19 protein-coding genes and 1 riboswitch are annotated in these 18,381 nt (G+C 66.2%); of the genes, 13 read left to right on the top strand and 6 right to left on the bottom strand.

Annotated elements, in window-relative coordinates; translation table 11 throughout:
* The first annotated feature begins 135 nt into the window (after positions 1–135).
* On the top strand, positions 136–1,005 hold the full coding sequence (locus tag ACIGJE_RS02310) for a LysR family transcriptional regulator (protein WP_311934618.1): 870 nt from the start codon (positions 136–138) through the stop codon (positions 1,003–1,005).
* Between the two features lie 8 nt (positions 1,006–1,013).
* Here ACIGJE_RS02310 and ACIGJE_RS02315 read toward each other — a convergent pair whose 3' ends face one another.
* Both ACIGJE_RS02315 and ACIGJE_RS02320 read right to left on the bottom strand, forming a co-directional pair.
* On the bottom strand, positions 1,014–1,439 hold the full coding sequence (locus ACIGJE_RS02315) for a cupin domain-containing protein (protein ID WP_367626659.1): 426 nt from the start codon (positions 1,437–1,439) through the stop codon (positions 1,014–1,016).
* A 114-nt stretch (positions 1,440–1,553) separates the two neighbouring features.
* Positions 1,554–2,438, bottom strand: coding sequence for a LysR substrate-binding domain-containing protein (locus tag ACIGJE_RS02320; protein WP_367626660.1), 885 nt, complete (start codon positions 2,436–2,438; stop codon positions 1,554–1,556).
* 114 nt (positions 2,439–2,552) lie between these two features.
* Between ACIGJE_RS02320 and ACIGJE_RS02325 the strand changes: the two genes are divergently transcribed.
* Complete coding sequence (locus ACIGJE_RS02325) at positions 2,553–3,431, top strand: DMT family transporter (protein WP_367626661.1); 879 nt, start codon at positions 2,553–2,555, stop codon at positions 3,429–3,431.
* A gap of 9 nt (positions 3,432–3,440) precedes the next feature.
* Here ACIGJE_RS02325 and ACIGJE_RS02330 read toward each other — a convergent pair whose 3' ends face one another.
* Positions 3,441–4,328: a LysR family transcriptional regulator gene (locus ACIGJE_RS02330; RefSeq protein WP_311934614.1), complete on the bottom strand. Its 888-nt coding sequence runs from the start codon at positions 4,326–4,328 to the stop codon at positions 3,441–3,443.
* Positions 4,329–4,428: 100 nt separating this feature from the next.
* Between ACIGJE_RS02330 and ACIGJE_RS02335 the strand changes: the two genes are divergently transcribed.
* Positions 4,429–5,496 carry a YeiH family protein gene (locus ACIGJE_RS02335; RefSeq protein WP_311934613.1) on the top strand — a complete coding sequence of 356 codons (1,068 nt, stop codon included), beginning with the start codon at positions 4,429–4,431 and terminating at the stop codon, positions 5,494–5,496.
* Here ACIGJE_RS02335 and ACIGJE_RS02340 read toward each other — a convergent pair.
* Together ACIGJE_RS02340 and ACIGJE_RS02345 are read right to left on the bottom strand one after the other, a co-directional pair.
* Positions 5,483–6,478, bottom strand: a complete 996-nt coding sequence (locus ACIGJE_RS02340) for a flavin-nucleotide-binding protein (protein WP_483679215.1) — start codon at positions 6,476–6,478, stop codon at positions 5,483–5,485. The two genes, ACIGJE_RS02335 and ACIGJE_RS02340, sit on opposite strands and share 14 nt — an antisense overlap.
* Positions 6,479–6,533: 55 nt before the next feature.
* A complete protein-coding gene (locus tag ACIGJE_RS02345) occupies positions 6,534–7,145 on the bottom strand; it encodes a glutathione S-transferase family protein (protein WP_483679217.1) in 612 nt (203 codons plus the stop codon).
* 136 nt (positions 7,146–7,281) lie between these two features.
* Here ACIGJE_RS02345 and ACIGJE_RS02350 point away from each other — a divergent pair, with 136 nt between their 5' ends.
* The 4 genes from ACIGJE_RS02350 (at position 7,282) to crcB (ending at position 10,903) form a co-directional block, all read left to right on the top strand.
* Positions 7,282–8,205 carry a LysR family transcriptional regulator gene (locus tag ACIGJE_RS02350; protein ID WP_483679219.1) on the top strand — a complete coding sequence of 308 codons (924 nt, stop codon included), beginning with the start codon at positions 7,282–7,284 and terminating at the stop codon, positions 8,203–8,205.
* Positions 8,206–8,299: 94 nt separating this feature from the next.
* A complete protein-coding gene (locus ACIGJE_RS02355) occupies positions 8,300–9,889 on the top strand; it encodes an ABC-F family ATP-binding cassette domain-containing protein (protein ID WP_483679221.1) in 1,590 nt (529 codons plus the stop codon).
* A 29-nt stretch (positions 9,890–9,918) separates the two neighbouring features.
* Positions 9,919–9,978: riboswitch (Fluoride riboswitch) on the top strand.
* 74 nt (positions 9,979–10,052) lie between these two features.
* Positions 10,053–10,175, top strand: coding sequence for a hypothetical protein (locus ACIGJE_RS02360; protein WP_311934608.1), 123 nt, complete (start codon positions 10,053–10,055; stop codon positions 10,173–10,175).
* Between the two features lie 290 nt (positions 10,176–10,465).
* Positions 10,466–10,903, top strand: coding sequence for a fluoride efflux transporter CrcB (gene crcB, locus ACIGJE_RS02365; RefSeq protein WP_415087269.1), 438 nt, complete (start codon positions 10,466–10,468; stop codon positions 10,901–10,903).
* Positions 10,904–10,913: 10 nt separating this feature from the next.
* Here crcB and ACIGJE_RS02370 read toward each other — a convergent pair whose 3' ends face one another.
* A complete protein-coding gene (locus ACIGJE_RS02370; RefSeq protein ID WP_483679223.1) occupies positions 10,914–12,086 on the bottom strand; it encodes an ROK family protein in 1,173 nt (390 codons plus the stop codon).
* 515 nt (positions 12,087–12,601) lie between these two features.
* Between ACIGJE_RS02370 and ACIGJE_RS02375 the strand changes: the two genes are divergently transcribed.
* The 6 genes from ACIGJE_RS02375 to ACIGJE_RS02400 all read left to right on the top strand — a co-directional run bounded on the left by ACIGJE_RS02375 (position 12,602) and on the right by ACIGJE_RS02400 (position 18,378).
* On the top strand, positions 12,602–13,678 hold the full coding sequence (locus ACIGJE_RS02375) for a Gfo/Idh/MocA family protein (protein ID WP_483679225.1): 1,077 nt from the start codon (positions 12,602–12,604) through the stop codon (positions 13,676–13,678).
* The gene (locus ACIGJE_RS02380; RefSeq protein WP_415087272.1) at positions 13,678–14,508 is read left to right on the top strand and encodes a sugar phosphate isomerase/epimerase family protein; all 831 of its coding nucleotides are present in this window, start codon (positions 13,678–13,680) and stop codon (positions 14,506–14,508) included. Before ACIGJE_RS02375 ends, ACIGJE_RS02380 begins: the two co-directional genes overlap by 1 nt.
* A gap of 174 nt (positions 14,509–14,682) precedes the next feature.
* Positions 14,683–15,486, top strand: a complete 804-nt coding sequence (locus tag ACIGJE_RS02385; protein WP_415087273.1) for an alpha/beta fold hydrolase — start codon at positions 14,683–14,685, stop codon at positions 15,484–15,486.
* Positions 15,483–16,202: a ribulose-phosphate 3-epimerase gene (locus ACIGJE_RS02390; RefSeq protein WP_415087274.1), complete on the top strand. Its 720-nt coding sequence runs from the start codon at positions 15,483–15,485 to the stop codon at positions 16,200–16,202. The genes ACIGJE_RS02385 and ACIGJE_RS02390 overlap by 4 nt, the downstream gene beginning before the upstream one ends.
* 3 nt (positions 16,203–16,205) lie before the next feature.
* Positions 16,206–17,171, top strand: coding sequence for an ROK family protein (locus ACIGJE_RS02395; RefSeq protein WP_311934601.1), 966 nt, complete (start codon positions 16,206–16,208; stop codon positions 17,169–17,171).
* An 88-nt stretch (positions 17,172–17,259) separates the two neighbouring features.
* Positions 17,260–18,378 carry a patatin-like phospholipase family protein gene (locus tag ACIGJE_RS02400; protein WP_415087038.1) on the top strand — a complete coding sequence of 373 codons (1,119 nt, stop codon included), beginning with the start codon at positions 17,260–17,262 and terminating at the stop codon, positions 18,376–18,378.
* Positions 18,379–18,381: the final 3 nt, after the last annotated feature.

Here is an 18,381-nt window from a genome sequence, read left to right on the forward strand (position 1 = left end):
GGCGACCAGGATGTCGGCAAGGAGGCCGACACTCCGCATGGCCCGCACTCTTTTATTCAGATGCAACCGTAATCCTAGGCAAGTCGGCAGGCACAGATCATATTAGGACAACTGTTCTGCCAAGCTTCAGCGATCATGCATCCTAATATCACGTTCACCCAATTACGCTGTTTCGTCGCCGCAGCGGAGACCGGCGGTTTCACTGCCGCCGCCCAGCGCATCCATCTCACCCAATCGGCCGTGAGCCAGGCGATCGCCGGGCTGGAGGATGCTCTCGGCGCCAAGCTGCTGATCCGCACGCGCGTGGGCGTGAAGCTCACCGATCTCGGTGAGGCCGCCTTCGCGGAGGCCCAGGCCCTGTTGGCGGGCGCACAGCGCCTGGCCGCCGTCACCAAGGCCAGCGACAAGCTCTCCGGCACGACGCTGCGCATCGGCTCGGTGCAGAGCGCGGCGGCGAGATTGCTGCCTGGTTGGCTCAAACCGTTCCGGGCGCTCTATCCGCAAGCGGGTATCACCCTGCATCTGGGCACCGACGAGGAAGTGAATGACTGGGTGCTCGCCGATGCCGTCGATATCGGCATCAGCGGCGAGCCTCACCCCGACCTCGACAATACCATTGTCGCCAATGACGATTTCGTGCTGATCCTGCCCGGCGGCCATCCCCTGGCCAAGAACGCCTCGATCGGCCTGGACGCCATCGATGGCGAGCGCGCCATCTTCTCGGGCGGCGGCGGCAACCGCCAACTCGACGACGCACTGGCGGCAGCCCGCAGCAAGCCGAACATATTGTTCCTGGTGCGTGACAATGCCACCATCTTCGGCATGGTGCGCGAGGGCATCGGCCTCACCGTGATGCCCGACCTCACGCTGCCGGACGACACCAGCGGCCTCGCAGTCCGCCGGCTGACCCCGCCGCTGCGCCGAGACCTGCATGCCTCCGTCCGCAAGCAGGACATCAGCCCCGCCGGCCGAGCCTTCCTGGAACTGCTGCCGATCGGCAAATAGAACGCGCTTCAATTCAAGGGAGCGGGTATCAGCCCGTAGCGGCGCATGATGGCACCCATTTGCGCAAGATCGGGCGTGTCGGACGCCAGCAGTGCCGCCACTTCGCGGAAATAGTCGATGCCGAGCACGCCAGGCGTCAGCACGACGAGGCAGGTCGCCGGCACCTGTCCGTCATTGCGGAAGGCATGGACGGTGCCGCGCGGGATGAAGAGCGTCTCTCCCACGCTCAATCCAACTTCACCATCTCCGATTCGGAAGGTCATCTTGCCTTCGAGGCCATAGACCGTTTCGTCCCAGCTTTCGTGATAATGCGCGACCGGCATGCGGGCGTGCGGCTGGACGATCATCTCGAACATGTCGAGGCTGCCCTGCGTGTCCGCCTTGCTATGCAGGAAGCGCAGTTCCAGACCCTTGATGCTGATGACTTCCGACATGGCGCGATCCCCCTGGTCGCCAGTTTCGAGACAGAGATGAGCTGCGGCTCCCTGCGAGCTTGCGCTCCAATCGCTTCCCCGACAAGGGTGGGTTTTGCCGCCCGGCCGCGCTTCTCAGGCGGCTTCGGCCGCGGTCTCCAGCAGCCAGGCCAGGAAGAGTTCCGCACCCCGTCGAATGGGCGGGCGGGCCCGCACCCAGTAATTGCCGAGCAGCAACCCGTCCTGCGGGCCGACCACGGCCAGCAGGCCGTTGCGCAGTTCCCGCTCGATCAGGCGCGGCGAGGCCAGAGTCATGCCAAGGCCCGCACTCGCCGCCTCCCAGGCCGCATCGTCGATCTCGAAGCGATTGGCCATGCGCACCTCGCGCCAGTCGACGCCATTGACCTCGGCCCAGCGACGCCAGTCCCAATCGTCCTGCGTCGCCGAAATCAGGGCTCCCGAGCCGGCCAGTTCCGCGGCACCGGCATCGCGATAGCGGGCGGCAACCTCGGGTGCCGCCACCACGACGCAGACATCGTCGAACAGCACCGCTCCCCCCTGGACCGGATTTTCCGCGCGGGAATAGCCGATGACGAGATCGATGTCGTCATGGTCGGCCATTGCCGAGACCGGTGTCTCCAGGCGGACGCGGATGGAAGGATGAGCCTGGCGGAAGCGGCCGAGGCGCGGAATCAGCCAGCGCAGGGCCAGCGACACCGAGGCGCGCACGAGGACCTCGTTGGCGTCGCGCTGCAGCGCGGAAGCCGCCGCCGCGATCATGTCGAGCGCCGGCGCGGTCGCCGCCGCAAAACGCGCGCCCTCCGCCGTCAGCTCGATGGCATTGTTCGAACGGGCGAACAGGCGCACGCCGAGCCCTTCCTCAAGGTGGCGCACCTGATGGCTGACGGCGCTGGCCGTCACGCCCAATTCCTCGCCGGCCGCTTTCAGGCTGCCGAGGCGAGCCGCTGCCTCGAAGACGCGCACAGCGTTGAGGGACGGAAGACGGCGAGGCGTCTGCATCGATTTTCCTCATGCAGCAATCAAAGAACGCGTTTGTTTGCAGGGATGAAATCTGTGACCTCATCAAGCATGACGATTGCAGCAAAATCAACGCCGCTGGCTGGGACAGCCGGCATGAGTGCCAATGCCAAGGGCGCCCTCTGGCTCCTGGTCGGCACCGCTTTGTTCACCCTGATCTTCGCCTCCGGCCGTTTTGCCGGCCCCCTGCTCGCGATTCCGCAGATCCTCGTACTTCGCTATGCCAGCGGCTTCGTCACCACACTCGTCGTGGCCAAGGCCGGCGGGCAGTCCCTCACTGCCCTGCGCAGCCCGCGGCCGGGCCAGCATTTCCTGCGCGCCTGCTTCGGTAGTTTCGGTGGCCTGGCGGCGATCTATGCCGCCGCCCATATGCCGGTTGCCGCCGCCAGCGCCATCGGCCTGCTCGAAGGCATCTTCGTGGTCGCGCTCGCCGTCGTCATGCTGGGTGAGACCGTGGGCTGGCGCCATTGGCTGGCCGGCCTCACCTGCGGCCTCGGGGCGCTCGCGGTGGTGATCGGCCAGCATTCGGCCGCCACATCGTTCGGCGACGTCACCGTTCCCGCCGCGATGGCCCTGCTTGGCGCCGTGCTGATGGCCTTCGAGATCATCTATGTGAAACGGCTGACCAAGGGCGATACCCCGCTCTCCATGCTGGCCCATGTCAACCTCTTCAGCTTCCTCCTGATGCTGGTGCCGGCTTGGCTGAGCTGGAAGATCGTCGGTCCTGGCCCGATCCTAGCCTGCCTGATGCTCGGGCCGGTGGCGATCCTCGCCCAATATTGCAACATCAGGGGCTATCGGCTCGCCGACATCGCGGTGGCCGGGCCGATCGGCTATAGCTGGATCGTGTTCGCCGCCCTGCTCGGCCTCCTCGCCTTCGGCGAGGTTCCCGACCTCAAGGCCGCGCTCGGCTGCCTCACCATCCTCGCCGGCGGCTATTGGCTGACCCGGCTCCCCGCGACCAGCGGCGGCTGAGAGACGATCTCATCCGCCCGTCTGGGTGATCACCATCTCCAGCATCTGCGAGGCCTTGGTGCGGTAGCGCTCGCGGTGGCGCAGCATGCGGAAAGCCCGCGGCGGCATGTCGAAGGCGATCCGCACCAGCCGCCCCGCCTGCAAATCGGGCGCCGCGACGAGTTCCGACATCACGGTGGCAAATGGCCCCGAGCGCACGGCCGAACGCACGGCCTCGTTCGAGGGCAGCACCAGAGCGATCTCGAGGGCGCCTGGGTCGACGTCCCGCGCCCGCAAGGCCTCCTCGAAGACAGAGCGGGTGCCGGACCCTTCCTCGCGCATGATCCAGCGCGCGGTGGCGATGTCATAGGGCCGCACCGTACGCCCGTCGGCCCAGGGATGGCCCGGCGCCACCACCACGATCAACCGGTCATGCGCCACCGTCTGCACCGCCAGGGCCGGCTCGTCGATGGCGCCCTCGATGAAGCCGATCTCGGCCGCCCCTTCCAGCACGGCCTGGGTAACGCTCTGGGTGTTGCCGATCTCCAGCCTGAGATCGACATGCGGATGCACGTCATGATAGCGCGCCAGGAAGGGCGCCACCCAATAGCTTGCAATGGTCTGGCTGGCATGCACGACAAGCGAGCCGCGCGCGCCGCTACCAAGTTCGGACAAAGCCAGCTCCGCCGCCTTGGCCGAAGCGAGCGTCGCCCGCGCCGTGGGCAGGAACTCCCGCCCGCCCGGCGTCATCTCGATGCGGCGGCCGACGCGATGGAACAAAGCCGCGCCGTAACGATCCTCCAGCACGCGGATGGCCGAGCTGACGGCCGAAGGCGTCAGATGCAGTTCGCCCGCGGCCTGCGTCAGGTGTTCACGCTCGGCGACCGCCACAAAAATTCTGAGCTGCTCCAGGGTCATCGCAAAACCATTTGATTTTATCGAATGATTTCTACACTATTTTGAAATGGATTGAACAGAGCCAATAAGGCAGAAGAAACCTGTGAATTGCAGGTGGATCATGAGCAGCAAATTCGGCAGCCGGTTCAGCGATAGGACAGGACTTCGCGGGATTCTTCCCGGCGCGGGCCTGTGCATCGTCGTCACCGCCCTCGCCATGGGCGCCGAGCTCATCGAGGCCAAGCTGTTCGGCAAGGCCTGGCTGGAGGCTCTCGTTCTCGCCATCCTGATCGGCGCCCTGATCCGTACCTTCGCCCAGCCGCATGCCCGCTTCGATCGCGGCATCACCTTCGGCGCCAAGACCCTGCTGGAGGTCGCCGTCGTCCTGCTCGGCGCTTCCGTCAGCGCTGCCGCCATCGCCGATGCCGGGCTCGGCTTGATGGCGGGCATTGCCGGCGTGGTGATGGTGTCGATCATGCTGAGCTTCGGCATCGGCCGCGCCTTCGGCCTGCCGCACAACATGGCCCTGCTGGTCGCCTGCGGCAATTCGATCTGCGGCAACTCGGCCATCGCCGCCACCGCGCCGGTGATCGGCGCCAACGGCAAGGACGTCGCCGCCTCGATCGCCTTCACCGCCGTGCTCGGTGTGGTCGCCGTGATCGGCCTGCCGCTGCTGGTGCCGGCCCTCGACCTCACCCCGGGCCAATATGGCGTGTTCGCCGGACTGACCGTCTATGCCGTGCCGCAGGTCCTCGCCGCCACCGCGCCGGTCGCCGCCCTCAGCGTGCAGATCGGCACCCTGGTCAAACTCGCCCGCGTGCTGATGCTCGGCCCGGTCATCGTGGTACTCGCCTTGATCAGCGAAAGCCAGCGCAAGGCCGCCCCCGCCGAGGCCGGAACAGCCAGCCGCGCGCGTCCCCGCCTCGGCCAGATCGTGCCCTGGTTCATCATCGGCTTCCTGGCCATGATGGCGCTGCGCTCCTTCGGCCTCCTGCCGCAGGCCTCGCTCCAGCCGATCGCCTCGGCCGCCAATACGCTCACCATCATCTCGATGGCCGCGCTCGGCCTCACCGTCGACATCCGCGCAGTCGCCAAGGCCGGCCCGCGGGTGACCTCGACGGTGATTTTGTCCCTGCTCGCTCTTGGCGTGATCAGCTACGCGCTCATCGTCCTGCTCAAGGTTGCCTGAAGACCGTTTTCAGCAGGGCGCTCGCCTCGTCCCAGCTCCCCGTCGCCAGCGAGTGCGGCGAGGCACCATCTTCGGGCGAATGCCAGCGCAGCGGCAAAGCGCCCGGCCTCGATACGATCTGCCTGGGCCGAAAGCGCAGCAATTGCTCGGCGCCTTCGAAGGCGGCGATCTCCGGCCCCTCCAGGATCACCTCGCCGTCTCCCGAGAGCTGGAGCAGGTCTCCCGTCGCGAAATCGACGAAAGTGAAGCCGCAGCGCGGATCGACCAGGATGTTGCCCAGCGTGTTGAAGAAGAGATTGCCGGCAAAATCCGGCATCAGCAGGCTGCCGTCCTCCTGTACCGCCACGAAGCCCGGCCGGCCGCCGCGATGGGAGACGTCGACCTGCCGGTGGCCGGCCGCGCCCACCACCGAAGACGCGATGAAGAGTGTCTCGGCGCCGGCGATCAGAGCCGCCGCAGGGCCTTCGATGCGATCGAAGCGCCGGACCGGCAGCGTGGAAGCCGCGGCCGGATCGCGAGCGAAGCTGAAGTCGCGCAAGCGGATATAGCGCGGGCAATTGCCGAAGCTCTCGCCGACCTCGACGTCGAAGGCGTCCGGGCCCGTGCGCCGCACCGTGCCGTTGAGCCGATTGCGCCGCCTCGTATGCAGCTCGATGCCGAGCAGGCCGATCGCGGCACCATCCTCCAGGCCGGAAGCCGCAGGGTCGGCAGGATCCGCCATGGCTGCCACATGCAGCGCGTGGGGCTCGGGCGAATGGAGGAACCCCGGCCGGCCGGCCAGGATCGTTGCCCAGATCTCACCGGCACGATCGGCGGCACCGACGACGATGAAGGGAAGCAACGGGTAGAAATCGCGATGCTGCTCGATCAGATGGTCACGCAGCACGCGCCGCCCGACCACATCCATGCGCTCGGCGGCTCCCGCCCGGCGCTGCAGGGCGAGCTCGCCCTCATGCCACGGTGAATCCGTGGCGACAGGCACATTGCCATCCATGACATTTGCCTTTCGAAAGCGTTTGCGATGAGACGGAGCCGCCTCAGGCGGCCAGCCCGATAGCGGTCTTCTGGAACGGCACGAAACCCGGCAGGGCCTCGACCCGCCGCAACCACGCGCCGATCTGCGCATAGGGCGTCAGATCGACATTCCCCTCTGGGGCCGAGGCGATATAGCTGTAGAGCGCCACGTCGGCAGCAGTCGGGCGATCGAGAGCGACCCAGTCGTGTCCGATCAATTCCTGGTCGATCAGCTTGAGAATGGCGTGCGCCGCCGCCAATGTCTGCTCGACATCATATTTGGCGCCAAAGACCGTGATCAGGCGAGCGGCGGCCGGGCCCATCCGGAGCTGGCCGGCCGCGACCGAGAACCAGCGTTGCACGGCCGCCGCGGTGGCCGGCTCGGTCGGCAGCCAGCTCTCCAGGCCGAGCTTGCGGGCGACATAGACCATGATGGCGAGCGAATCCGGCACGATCACGCCGCCATCGTCGAGAACCGGTACCTGGCCCAGCGTGTTGAGCTTGAGGAAATCCGGCCTCTTGTGTTCGCCGGCCTTCAGGTCGACATCCACCAGTTCATGGGGCACGCCCACCAGCGACAGAAACAAGTGGGCCCGATGGGAATGGCCCGACAGGGGATAGTGATAGAGCTTCATAGGTAACCTCCTCGCCAATGCCGGCGTCGTAGGAGGATTTTGATCATTTCGATTGGGATAGAGAATATGGATTGCATGCAAGGCATCATTCCCAATATTGAAATAATCATTCGACCGCGATAGCAGAGGGAAGTTCATGGATCGCTGGCAGGCCATGCGGGTCTTCGTGAAGGTGGCCGAGAGCGGCGGCTTCGCCGAGGCAGCCCGCCGTCTGTTCATGAGCCCGCCCGCAGTCACCCGGTCCGTCGCCTTTCTCGAAGATGCCATTGGCGCGCAGCTTCTGGTGCGCACCACCCGCTCGCTCAAGCTCACGGAGACCGGAGAGCGCTACCTGCATGACTGCCAGCGCATCCTGGCCGACCTTGCCGACGCCGAAGCGGCTGCCGCCGGCTCCTACACCACGCCGACGGGCACGCTGATCGTCACCGCGCCCGTGATGTTCGGCCAGCTCTATATCCTGCCCGTGGTGATGGATTATCTCGACCGGCATCCGGTCGTCAGCGCGCAGACCCTGTTCCTCGACCGCATCACCAATCTGGTCGAGGAAGGCATGGACGTTGCCATCCGCATCAGCCATTTGCCGGATTCGGAACTGACGGCGATCCGGGTCGGCAGCATGCGGCGGGTGATCTGCGCCTCTCCCGCCTATCTCGCCGAACATGGCGAGCCGCGCAGTCCCGCCGACCTAGCCGGTCACAGCGTCATCGCCAGGATCGGTGCCTGGCCTCGACTGGAATGGCGCTTCGGCCGCGACGAAAAGATCCATGTCGGCATCCAGCCGCGGCTGATGTGCAACCTCAACGAATCGGGGATCTCGGCTGCCATCTCCGGCTGGGGGCTGGTGCGCGTTTTCGCCTATCAGGTCGACACGGCCCTGCGAGAAGGCGCGCTGCGCACCGTGCTGACCGAGTTCGAGGAAGAGCCGGTGCCGATCCATATCGTGCATGCCGGCGGCCGGGCTCCCTCCGCCAAGGTGCGCTCCTTCGTCGATTTCGCCGTGGAACGCCTGCGGGCGAATCCGATCTTCGGCGACCTTGCGCGAGCTCGCCCACTCTCCTAGATAGGAGACGTCGGCCACCCCAGTGAGTGAGAAGCAATTGATCTGAACCTGACCGCAACACCGCTTTGCCTTGTGTCAGGGATCATCCATTCTCATGCCTGCTTCGATTACGCTCTCCAATCTCTCCTGGTCCACGCCTGACGGCCATGCACTGTTCTCCGGGCTCGACCTGAGCGTCGGCCCCGAACGGTCCGGCTTCGTCGGCCGCAACGGCGTCGGCAAGACGACCTTACTCAAACTGATAGCAGGGGATCTCCAGCCCCGTTCCGGCCGTGTCATCGTCCATGGCAGCCTGGGACGCCTGCGTCAGGTCGTCCAAGTCGGACCGGATGAGACTGTCGCCGACCTCTTCGGCGTAACGCAGGCCCTCGCCTTGCTTGCCCGCGCGGAAGCCGGCCTTGCCTCCGCCGAAGATCTCGTCACCGCCGACTGGACCCTGGAGGCCCGTCTCGCCGCGGCCTTCGCCCGGGTCGGCCTACCGATCGAACCCGATACCCCTCTGACGACATTGTCGGGCGGGCAGCGCACGCGGATCGGCCTGGCGGCGCTGGTCTTCGCCGAGCCGGACTTCCTGCTGCTGGACGAGCCGACCAACAATCTCGACCGCGAGGGCCGAAAGGCCGTCATCGATCTCCTCGCCGGCTGGCGCGGCGGGGCGGTGGTGGTCAGCCACGACCGCGAACTGCTCGAGGCCATGGATGCCATCGTCGAGCTGACCTCGCTCGGCGCCAGCGTCTATGGCGGCAATTGGAGCCAGTACCGGGCACGCAAGGCCCTGGAGCTGGCGGCAGTCCGCCATGATCTGGGCGAGGCCGAGAAGCAGCTTGATGAAGCCGAGCGCAAGGCTCAGATCGCCGCCGAACGCAAGGCACGCAAGGACAGCGCGGGCCGCAAGGCGCGAACCAGGGGCGACGCCCCCCTGCTGCTGCTCGACGCGAAGAAGGAACGCAGCGAAAAGAGCGGAGGCGCGGGAGCCCGCCTGGCCGAACGGCAGCAGTCACAGGCGAGCGAAGCTCTCTCCAAGGCGCGCGAACGCCTCGAGATCCTGCAACCCTTGTCGGTGAAACTCGCGTCCACGGGTCTGCCCGCCGACAAGGTGGTCCTGCGCCTCGATGCGCTGCGTTTTGGCTACGAGCCGCTTCGGCCTGTCCTGGACGACCTCCGCTTCACCCTCGCAGGGCCCCAGCGCGTCGCCGTGACCGGTGCGAATGGCAGCGGCAAGACGACGTTGCTCGGCCTGGTCACCGGGCGGCTGCAACCCCAGGCCGGCCATGTCTGGGTCCTGCCCGGCTTCGCGCTGCTCGACCAGGAGGTGAGCGTGCTCGACCCGTGCGAGACGATCCGCGACAATTTCAAGCGGCTCAATCCGCGATCGGACGAGAATACCTGCCGTTCAGCCCTGGCCCGTTTCATGTTCCGGGCAGACGCGGCTCTCCAGAAGGCCGGCAGCCTCAGCGGCGGACAGATGCTGCGGGCCGGCCTCGCCTGCGTCCTGGGCGGAGAGCGGCCGCCGCAATTGCTGATCCTGGACGAGCCGACCAATCATCTCGACATCGATGCGATCGAGGCGGTGGAAGCAGGCTTGCGTGCCTATGATGGCGCCCTGCTGGTGGTCAGCCACGACGAGAGCTTCCTTGATGCCATCGGCATCTCGCACAGGCTGGAACTGCCGCCGGCGACTTGACCCCGCCGGGACCCGGGCCGTATTGTGGGACATCGATAGGGGATGGAGTCCCCCCAAACCGCCGCAAGGCTGATGACTCCTACCAGGTGCTTGGCGCCGGTAGGAGTTCGTTCCAACTCCCGCTTTCGTCGAAGTGCCGCAGCGATCTCCCTGGAGGTATGCCATGCGCCCTTCGCGGCCAGGACGGCCGATCCCGCTTCTCCTCCTGCGCATCTGGCTGATTTTGGCTGTCCTCGGCCTGATCGGCCTTGCCATCGCCTGGCGGCTGGGGCTGATTCCGCCATGAATCACGGAGTGTCGGGATTTCAGATTGGCGGTGGCCTAAACCCAATACCATTCACGCGAGCGCCTTCAAGTTTGCACTACCCTTGTCATTGCCGGGCTTGACCCGTCAATCCAGCCCGGAGCCCGGTCAAGTCGCGGGTTTCTGGATAGCCGGGTCAAGCCCGGCTATGACAAATCGTAGTGGTTCCTTGCTTGGTGATCCGCATTGGGCCTAAGCCCGGCTATCCTCATCAGACCAGCCTATTGCCGCCGAAATCTTCATCTCTCTCTCACCGAATTTTCGGAGCATCCATGTCACCCGTGCTCGCCAACACCATCATGATCGCCATCGGCGGCGCCATCGGCTCCGTCGGCCGCTATTGGATCGGTTTGTGGATGGCGCCCTACAGCGAAAACCTGCCCTGGGCGACCATTCTCATCAACATCGCCGGCTCCTTCGCCATCACCTTCTTCGGCACCCTGACCCTCGCCAATGGCCGGGCGCCCCTGCCCGATCTCTGGCGGCTGTTCTTCATGGTCGGCATCTGCGGCGGCTTCACCACCTTCTCGTCCTTCAGCCTGCAGACCTTCGAACTCCTGCACATGAACATGCCGCTGCGCGCCCTGATCAATGTCGGTGTGTCCGTGGTGCTCTGCGTCGCCGCCTCGGCACTCGGCTTCTATGGCGCGGCAACCATCAATGGCACGCAGCAGGCAGCGCAGGTTCAGATCGACGAGGAAACATCCTGATCTTCGGGCATCAACTGCCGATCTCGATGTTGGAGACGTCGAAATCCTGGTGATGGGCGATGGTGGCGGCGCCGATGGCGCATTCCATTTCGCCCAGGGTCGAAAGACGGATCTGCGGCCTGGTCATGCCCGGCACGATACCAGCGCCGACGGCTTGCGACAGTCGATCAAGGCGGGCGGCGAGCACAGGGCGCATGGCGCCCCCGAGCACGATCGTCGAGGGGTTGAAGATGTTGGCGAGCGAGGTCAGCCCGATGATGAGGTGGCTGGCGAGTTCGTCCATGGCCGCGCCGGCACCGCGATCGCCGGCCTGGGCGGCAGCCGCCACCATGGCCGGCAAGGCGGAAAGAGAATCGACGCCGAAGCCCTGCCCCGGCCGATAGAAACGATCGAGCGCGGCGATGTTGACGAAGCTCTCCAGGCAGCCCTGCTGCCCGCAGGAGCAGCGCGGCCCCGCTTCGCGGATGCGGATATGGCCGAACTCGTTGCCGGTGCCCTCAGCTCCGCGGACGAGCCGCCCGTTGACGATGGCCGCCCCGCCGCACCCGGCTCCGAGCTTGAGATAGACGATGGCGTCGGCCTGCAGTCCGGGCTGGGTATAGACTTCGCCGAAGGCGGCAGCGTGGGCATTGTTCTCGACGAAGACGGGCGCGCTGAGCGCCTTCTCGGCCAATGCCTTCAGGTTGAGATCCTTCCAGCCCAGCATGGGCAGATGCACGACATAGCCATCCGAGCGCACCAGGCCGGGCACGGTGATGCCGATGGAACGCAAAGGCTGCGCCAAGCCGCGGGCATAGGTGGCGATGGCATCAACAGCTGCCTCCGGACCGACCGGATGGGCCAGCCGCGCCGTGCGGCTGTCGACCACCCCGAGCGCCAGGTCGATCAGGGCAAAGCGCACCACGCCGACGCCGATCTCGGCCCCGAGGAAATAGCCGCCGCTCGGATTGAGCGCGATGTCGACACCGGGCCGGCCGACATCCCGCCGCGGGCTGTCCTCACGGGAAGCTCGCCGCTCGACCAGAAGCGCGCTCGCCGTGAGGTTCTCGACCAGATTGGTGATGGTGGCAGGCGTCAAACCGAGGCGGCGGGCAAGTTCGGCCCGAGGCATCGCTCCCTGCAGGCGCAGCTGGGTGAGAATGCGCCGCTCGTTCACATAACGCGCGAAGGTCTGGTCAGCCATGGTGTCGCCTCCGCCCGAATCTCTAGAATGGCTTTGCGATTCGACCGAATCACCTAAAGCAAAGTGCGTTCAAGCGCGAACGCCCATTTGCTCTAACTCTTTGTTCCGACGCGTCTTTGCGATTCTTGGTGATTCCACCAAATCGCAAAACGCTTTAGAGCAAAGCGCGTTTAGACGGAAACACTGGTTTACTCTCACTCTTTAGTTCCAGGCCAATCCTGCGGATCGGCTGAAGCGTCTTTGCCATCCTTGGCGATTCCGCCAAATCGCAAAACGCTCCGGAAACACGAGGACGCTTTGATACGGACAGTAAGAACAGAAGACGCGTCCGGCTCAAACACGCTTTACCATGGGCCAAACTATTGAGGACGAACGTTTGCCTGGCTGGAGGCATTTTCCCAAAGCGCCAAAGCACCAAAGCACCCCTGCCATGCCCGGGGACGATAGCAGCAAAAGCCTTGCACTTCATATTTGTTTAGATAATAAATAAATTATAGAAAACACAGGAAGTCCTGATGCCGAAGAAGGAAGAGCGCCGCCTCAAGGTCGGCGTGCTGGGCTGTGGCCCGATCGCCCAGGCCGCTCATTTCGAAAGCTGCACCAAGGCGCGCAATGCCGACCTCTACGCCATCTGCGACGTCGCGCCCGACCTCCTGGAGCGCATGGCCTGGACCCATCAGCCCGAGAAGACCTTTTCGGATTACACCGCCATGCTGGCCGATCCCGAACTCGATGCGGTCATCGTGGCGACCTCGGACGCCTTCCACGTACCGGCCTCGATCGCCGCGTTGGAAGCGGGCAAGCACGTGCTCAGCGAAAAGCCTGTCGGCATCGGCGTCGAGGAAGTGGAAACCTTGCGCAGCGCCGTGGCTGCCAGCGGCAAGGTGTTGCAGGTCGGCCATATGAAGCGCTTCGATGCCGGCCTCGAAGCCGCCAAGGCCTTCATCGATACGGAAATGGGTGAGATGCTCGCCCTCAAGGCTTGGTATTGCGATTCGACGCACCGTTACCCGATGACAGATGCGGTCCAGCCCCTGATCGTCACCAGCAAGCAGGCGCGCAGGCCGGCCGCCGACCCCAAGGCCGACCTCCAGCGCTATTACATGCTCGCCCATGGCAGCCATCTCGTCGACACCGCCCGTTATTTCGGCGGCGAGATCGTCGAGGTCGAGGCCCGTTTCTCCGAGCGCTTCGGCGCGCGCTGCTGGTTCGTCGACCTTGCCTTCGCCAACGGCACGCTCGGCCATCTCGACCTCACCGTATCAGTGCGCATGGATTGGCACGAAGGCTTCCAGATCTATGGCGAGCATGGCAGCGTGCTCGGCAAGACCTATAACCCCTGGTACTACAAGAGCAGCGACGTCGACATCTTCCATGAAAAGGACGGCGCCACCACCCGCGTCCTCGGCGCGGACGGTCATTTCTATCGCCGCCAGCTCGAGGGCTTCGCCGACGTCATCCTCAAGGGCGCGCCGATGCGCGGCGCCGACATCGAGGACGGCGTCGCCTCTGTCCGGGCGATGATCGCCATCGCCCAATCCGTCCGCGAGGGCCGCGCCGTGCGGCTCGCCGACGTCAAGGGAGAGCTGTGATGCGGCTCGGCATCTTTGCCAAGACCTTCCCCGGCAGTGAACCGGGAACGGTGATGGCGGCTGCCCGCGCGGCGGGCTATGGCAGCGTGCAATACAACATGGCCTGTTCGGGCCTGCCCGCCATGCCGGAGACCATCCCCAACGGCATCGCCGAGTCGGTCCATGCCGCAGCCCTCGACCAGAATCTCGAGATTGCCGCCGTCTCCGCAACCTACAACATGATCCATCCCGATCCGGCCCAGCGCTGGCGCGGCCATGACAGCCTTGAAGTCATCGCTGGCGCGGCCCATGGCATGGGCACCCGCCTGCTGACGCTATGCACCGGCACGCGCGACCCGGACGACCAATGGCGCGGCCATCCCGACAACGCCGCGCCGGAGGCCTGGCGCGATCTCGCCACCAGCCTGGAAACGGCCCTCGATATCGCCGAGCGGCACGATATCGATCTCGGCATCGAGCCGGAACTGGCCAATGTCATCGATTCCGCCGCCAAGGCCCGGGCGATCATCGACGAGATGGCAAGCCCCCGGCTGAAGATCATCCTCGACCCGGCCAATCTCTTCGAGGTCGCTTCGCTTGCCGAGCAGCAGCGCCTGGTCTCCGAGGCCATCGACCTCCTGGCCGACCGCATCGTCATGGCCCATGCCAAGGACAGGGACGCGGCCGGCGGCTTCACCACGGCCGGCAAGGGCGTGCTCGACTATGACCATTATCTCGCCGGCCTGGCCCGCATCGGCTTCGACGGGCCGCTGGTCACCCACGGCCTTGCCGCCGCTGAGGCGGCAGAGGTGGCCGCGTTCCTCGGCCGGAAGCTGGCGGGGATTTCATGACGACAAGCGCCGAACGCCACGCGACATCTCCTTCTCCCCTTGCGGGAGAAGGTGCTGGCAAGCGGATGAGGGGTCTCGCCATGGCCAGCCAGCGTAGCGAAACCCCTCATCCGGCACTTCGTGCCACCTTCTCCCGCAGGTGGAGAAGGGAAGATAAGTCGCGGAGCAGCTGACATGAGCGTCTTCCAGCGCCATGGCCTCCGCCTCGCCGTGCATGACCGCGGCAGCGGCATGCCTGTGGTCTTCCAGCACGGCCTGTGCGGGGATGCCGCCCAGCCGGCCGAGGTCTTTCCCTTCGAGCTGCCGGCCCGCTGCCTCACGCTGGAATGCCGAGGCCATGGTGGCTCCGAAGCCGGCGACCCCGGGCTTCTTTCGATCGCCACCTTCGCCGACGACCTGGCGGGCTGGCTCGACAGCCTGGCGCTCGGCCCCGCCGTCCTCGGCGGCATTTCCATGGGTGCGGCGATCGCCCTGCGCCTCGCCGTCACCAGGCCGGAGCTGGTGCGGGCCCTGGTGCTGGCCCGGCCGGCCTGGATTGCGGAGGCCGCCCCCGCCAATATGGCGCCCAATGCCCAGGTCGGCGCGCTGCTTGCGGGCCACGAGGCCGCCGAAGCAAGGGCGCTGTTCGAGACCTCCGATACGGCGCGCGATCTTGCCGCTGGTGCGCCGGACAACCTCGCCTCGCTGCGCGGCTTCTTTACGCGAGAGCCCCAGGCCGTCACCGCGGCCCTGCTCGCCCGCATTTCGGCCGATGGACCCGGCGTCTCCCGCACCGATATCGCAGCCCTGAGGATTCCGACGCTCGTCATCGGCACCGAAGTCGACGCCATCCACCCGCTCGGCCATGCCGAAACGCTCGCCGCGCTCATTCCGGGCGCCCGGCTCGCCCGCATCACCCCCAAGGCGCTGGACAAGCCACGCTACGTCCAGGATTTTCGCGCCACTCTGGCGCAGTTCCTTTCGGAGACCCCCGCATGAAACCCGCTCCCGGCTGGCTCGAGGCCCTGCCTGCCGACCGCCTCCTTGCCGAATTCTCGCTGTGGTCGGCCGACCTCGGCCGCCTCGCCGAGGACATCGCCAGGGTCGAGCGCCATGTCGACATCTTCCATGTCGACGTCGCCGACGGCCATTTCTCGCCGGCCCTGCTCTACTTCCCGGACCTGACCGCGGCGGTGCGCAAGGTGACCGCCAAGCCCATTCACGTCCATCTGATGACGACGGACGACATCCTCCTCGACCAGATCGACCAGTTCGCCGAAGCCGGCGCCGACCTGATCAGCATCCATGCCGAGAACGCCAATGCCGATGCCGCCCTCGCCCGTATCCGCGAGCACGGCCTTGCCACCGGCATGGTGCTGCAGCTCCACACACCGGTCGCGGCGGCCGAACCCTTCCTCGACCGCCTGGATATGCTGACCCTTCTCGGCACCCTGATCGGCATCAAGGGCGTCGGCCTCGACGATTCGGCCCTGGCGCGGCTGCGCGAAGCCCGCAAGCTGATCGCCGACTACCTGAACGATGACTTGGCCGGTCGCCGCATCATCCTTGCCTCCGATGGCGGCAATCGCGAGCACACCGTGCCCAATCTGCGCCTAGCCGGCGCCGAGACCATCGTGATGGGGTCGCTGGCCTTCGGCGCACCGGATCTGGCCGCCCGCATCGCCTGGGTCCACGGCCTCGAGCGGGAGCCCTGACCCATGTATCGGCGCGCCATCGGCATCGATCTCGGCGGCACCCAGGTACGCGCCGCCCTCGTTGATGATACCGGCACCGTGCTCAGGCGCGCCGCGACCCGCACGGATGTCGCCGGCGGCCCAGCCGCCGTGATGGCGCAATTCCGCAACCTCATCGAGGAAGTCACCGACGACAAGAGCCTCGGCTCGCTCTCCGGTATCGGCGTCTGCGCTCCGGGGCCGCTCGACAGCCTCACCGGCACCTTCATCCACATCCCGACCCTGCCCGGCTGGGAGAACTTTCCCCTGCGCGACGAACTTGCCGCCGCGCTCGGCCGGCCGGTGGTGCTGGAGGGCGACGCCATCGCCGCCTGCTACGGCGAATGGCGCTTCGGCGCCGGCCGCGGTCTCGACCATCTCCTCTATGTCACCGTCTCCACCGGCATCGGCGGCGGCGTAGTCAGCGACGGCCGGCTCCTGCATGGCAGGCGCGGCATGACGGCTCATGTCGGCCATTTCCGCCTGGCGCGGAAATGCCACCCGGCCGGAGACGAGCCGCGCTGCAGTTGCGGCGCCGCTGGCTGCTTCGAGGCTTTCGCCGCCGGCACCGCGCTCGACCGGCGTGCGCGCGAAGCCGCCCTCGCTCATCCCGGGAGCAGCCTCGCCCGCCTGACGGCGCCGACAGCCGGGGACGTTGTCGCAGCCGCGCGCCAGGGCGATGCGACGGCACTCGCGCTCCTCGACGAGGAAGCCACCCTGCTCGGCGAGGGCTTTGTCAGCCTCATCCATCTCTACAGTCCCGAGAAAGTGGTGATGGGCGGCGGCGTCTCGCATGGCTTCGACCTGATGGACGAGACGATCCATCGGGCCATCCGCACCACTGCCCTGCCTGCCTTCCGCGACGTGCCGGTGGTAAAGGCGGCTCTCGGCGACAATGCCGGCCTCGTCGGCGCCGCGGCCCTCCTGATGTTCGGCGAGCGGACCCGGTGATCGCGGACCGGCCCTGACGCTGGAATAACGCCCGACTCACGGGTTTGGTCAAACACTCCGCCTGCAGATCCTGCATGGGGGATGGGCGATGGCACAGGCCGGTGGAATCGAAGACCGCACGGTGGATCGCAACACGCCGGCATTGGCCCTCTCGGGCGGCGGCTTTCGCGCCACGCTCTATCATTGCGGCGCGCTGATCCGGCTCAACCAGCTCGGCCTGCTCGCCAAGATCAGCCGGGTCTCCAGTGTGTCGGGCGGCTCGATCACCTCCGGCATGCTGGCGGCCGCCTGGAAACAGCTGACCTTCCAGAACGGCGTTGTCACCGATCTCGACGCCAAGGTGATCGCACCGCTGCGTGAATTCTGCACCCGTTCCGTCGATACCAAGGCGGTGGGGCTCGGGACCATCCTGCCCGGCAAGTCCATCGGCGACGTCCTCGCCGACAGCTATGATGATCTCTTCGAGGGCATCAGCCTGCAGGATCTGCCGGACAGCCCGCAATTCGTCTTCAATGCAACCAATCTGCAGACCGGCCGGCTCGTGCGCCTGCAAAAGATCCGGCTGGCCGACTATGCTGTCGGCATCATACCCAAGCCCGACATCCGGCTTGCAGTGGCCGTCGCCGCTTCGAGCGCCTTTCCGCCCGTGCTGTCGCCCGTGGAGATCAAGGTCGACCCTGCGCACTGGGTGAACGCCACCGGCACGAGCCATTTCGGCGATCCCGACTACAACCACAGGCTTTCCCTCATCGATGGCGGCGCGTATGACAATCTCGGGCTGGAGACGGTGGACGATTTCGCCACCGTGATCGTCAGCGATGCCGGTGCCCCCTTCGGCACCGAGGAATCCGCCCATGCCTTCTGGCCCCAGCAGGCCTTGCGCGTCCTCGACATCGCCACCGACCAGGCACGCGGCCTGCGCAAGCGCCTGCTCTTCGCCGAAGCCAAGGCCGCCGGCCGCATCATTGCCTTCAGCGGCATCGACAGCGTCGCCTCGAAATATCCCGCCCCACAGACATTGAAGCCCGACCCCACCGCGGTCGCGCGGCTGGCAAAAATGCGGACCCGCCTCGATCCCTTCGACGAGGAGGAGCAGAGCCGGCTCATCAATTGGGGCTGGCTGATGATGGATGTCGCCCTGCGCAGCTATGTCGCGCCGACCGAGCCGGCTCCGACGGCCTATCCCCTGCCCGGCTTTCCGGTCTAGGGC

It is taken from the genome of Labrys sp. E2SS-1L (genome assembly GCF_057073705.1).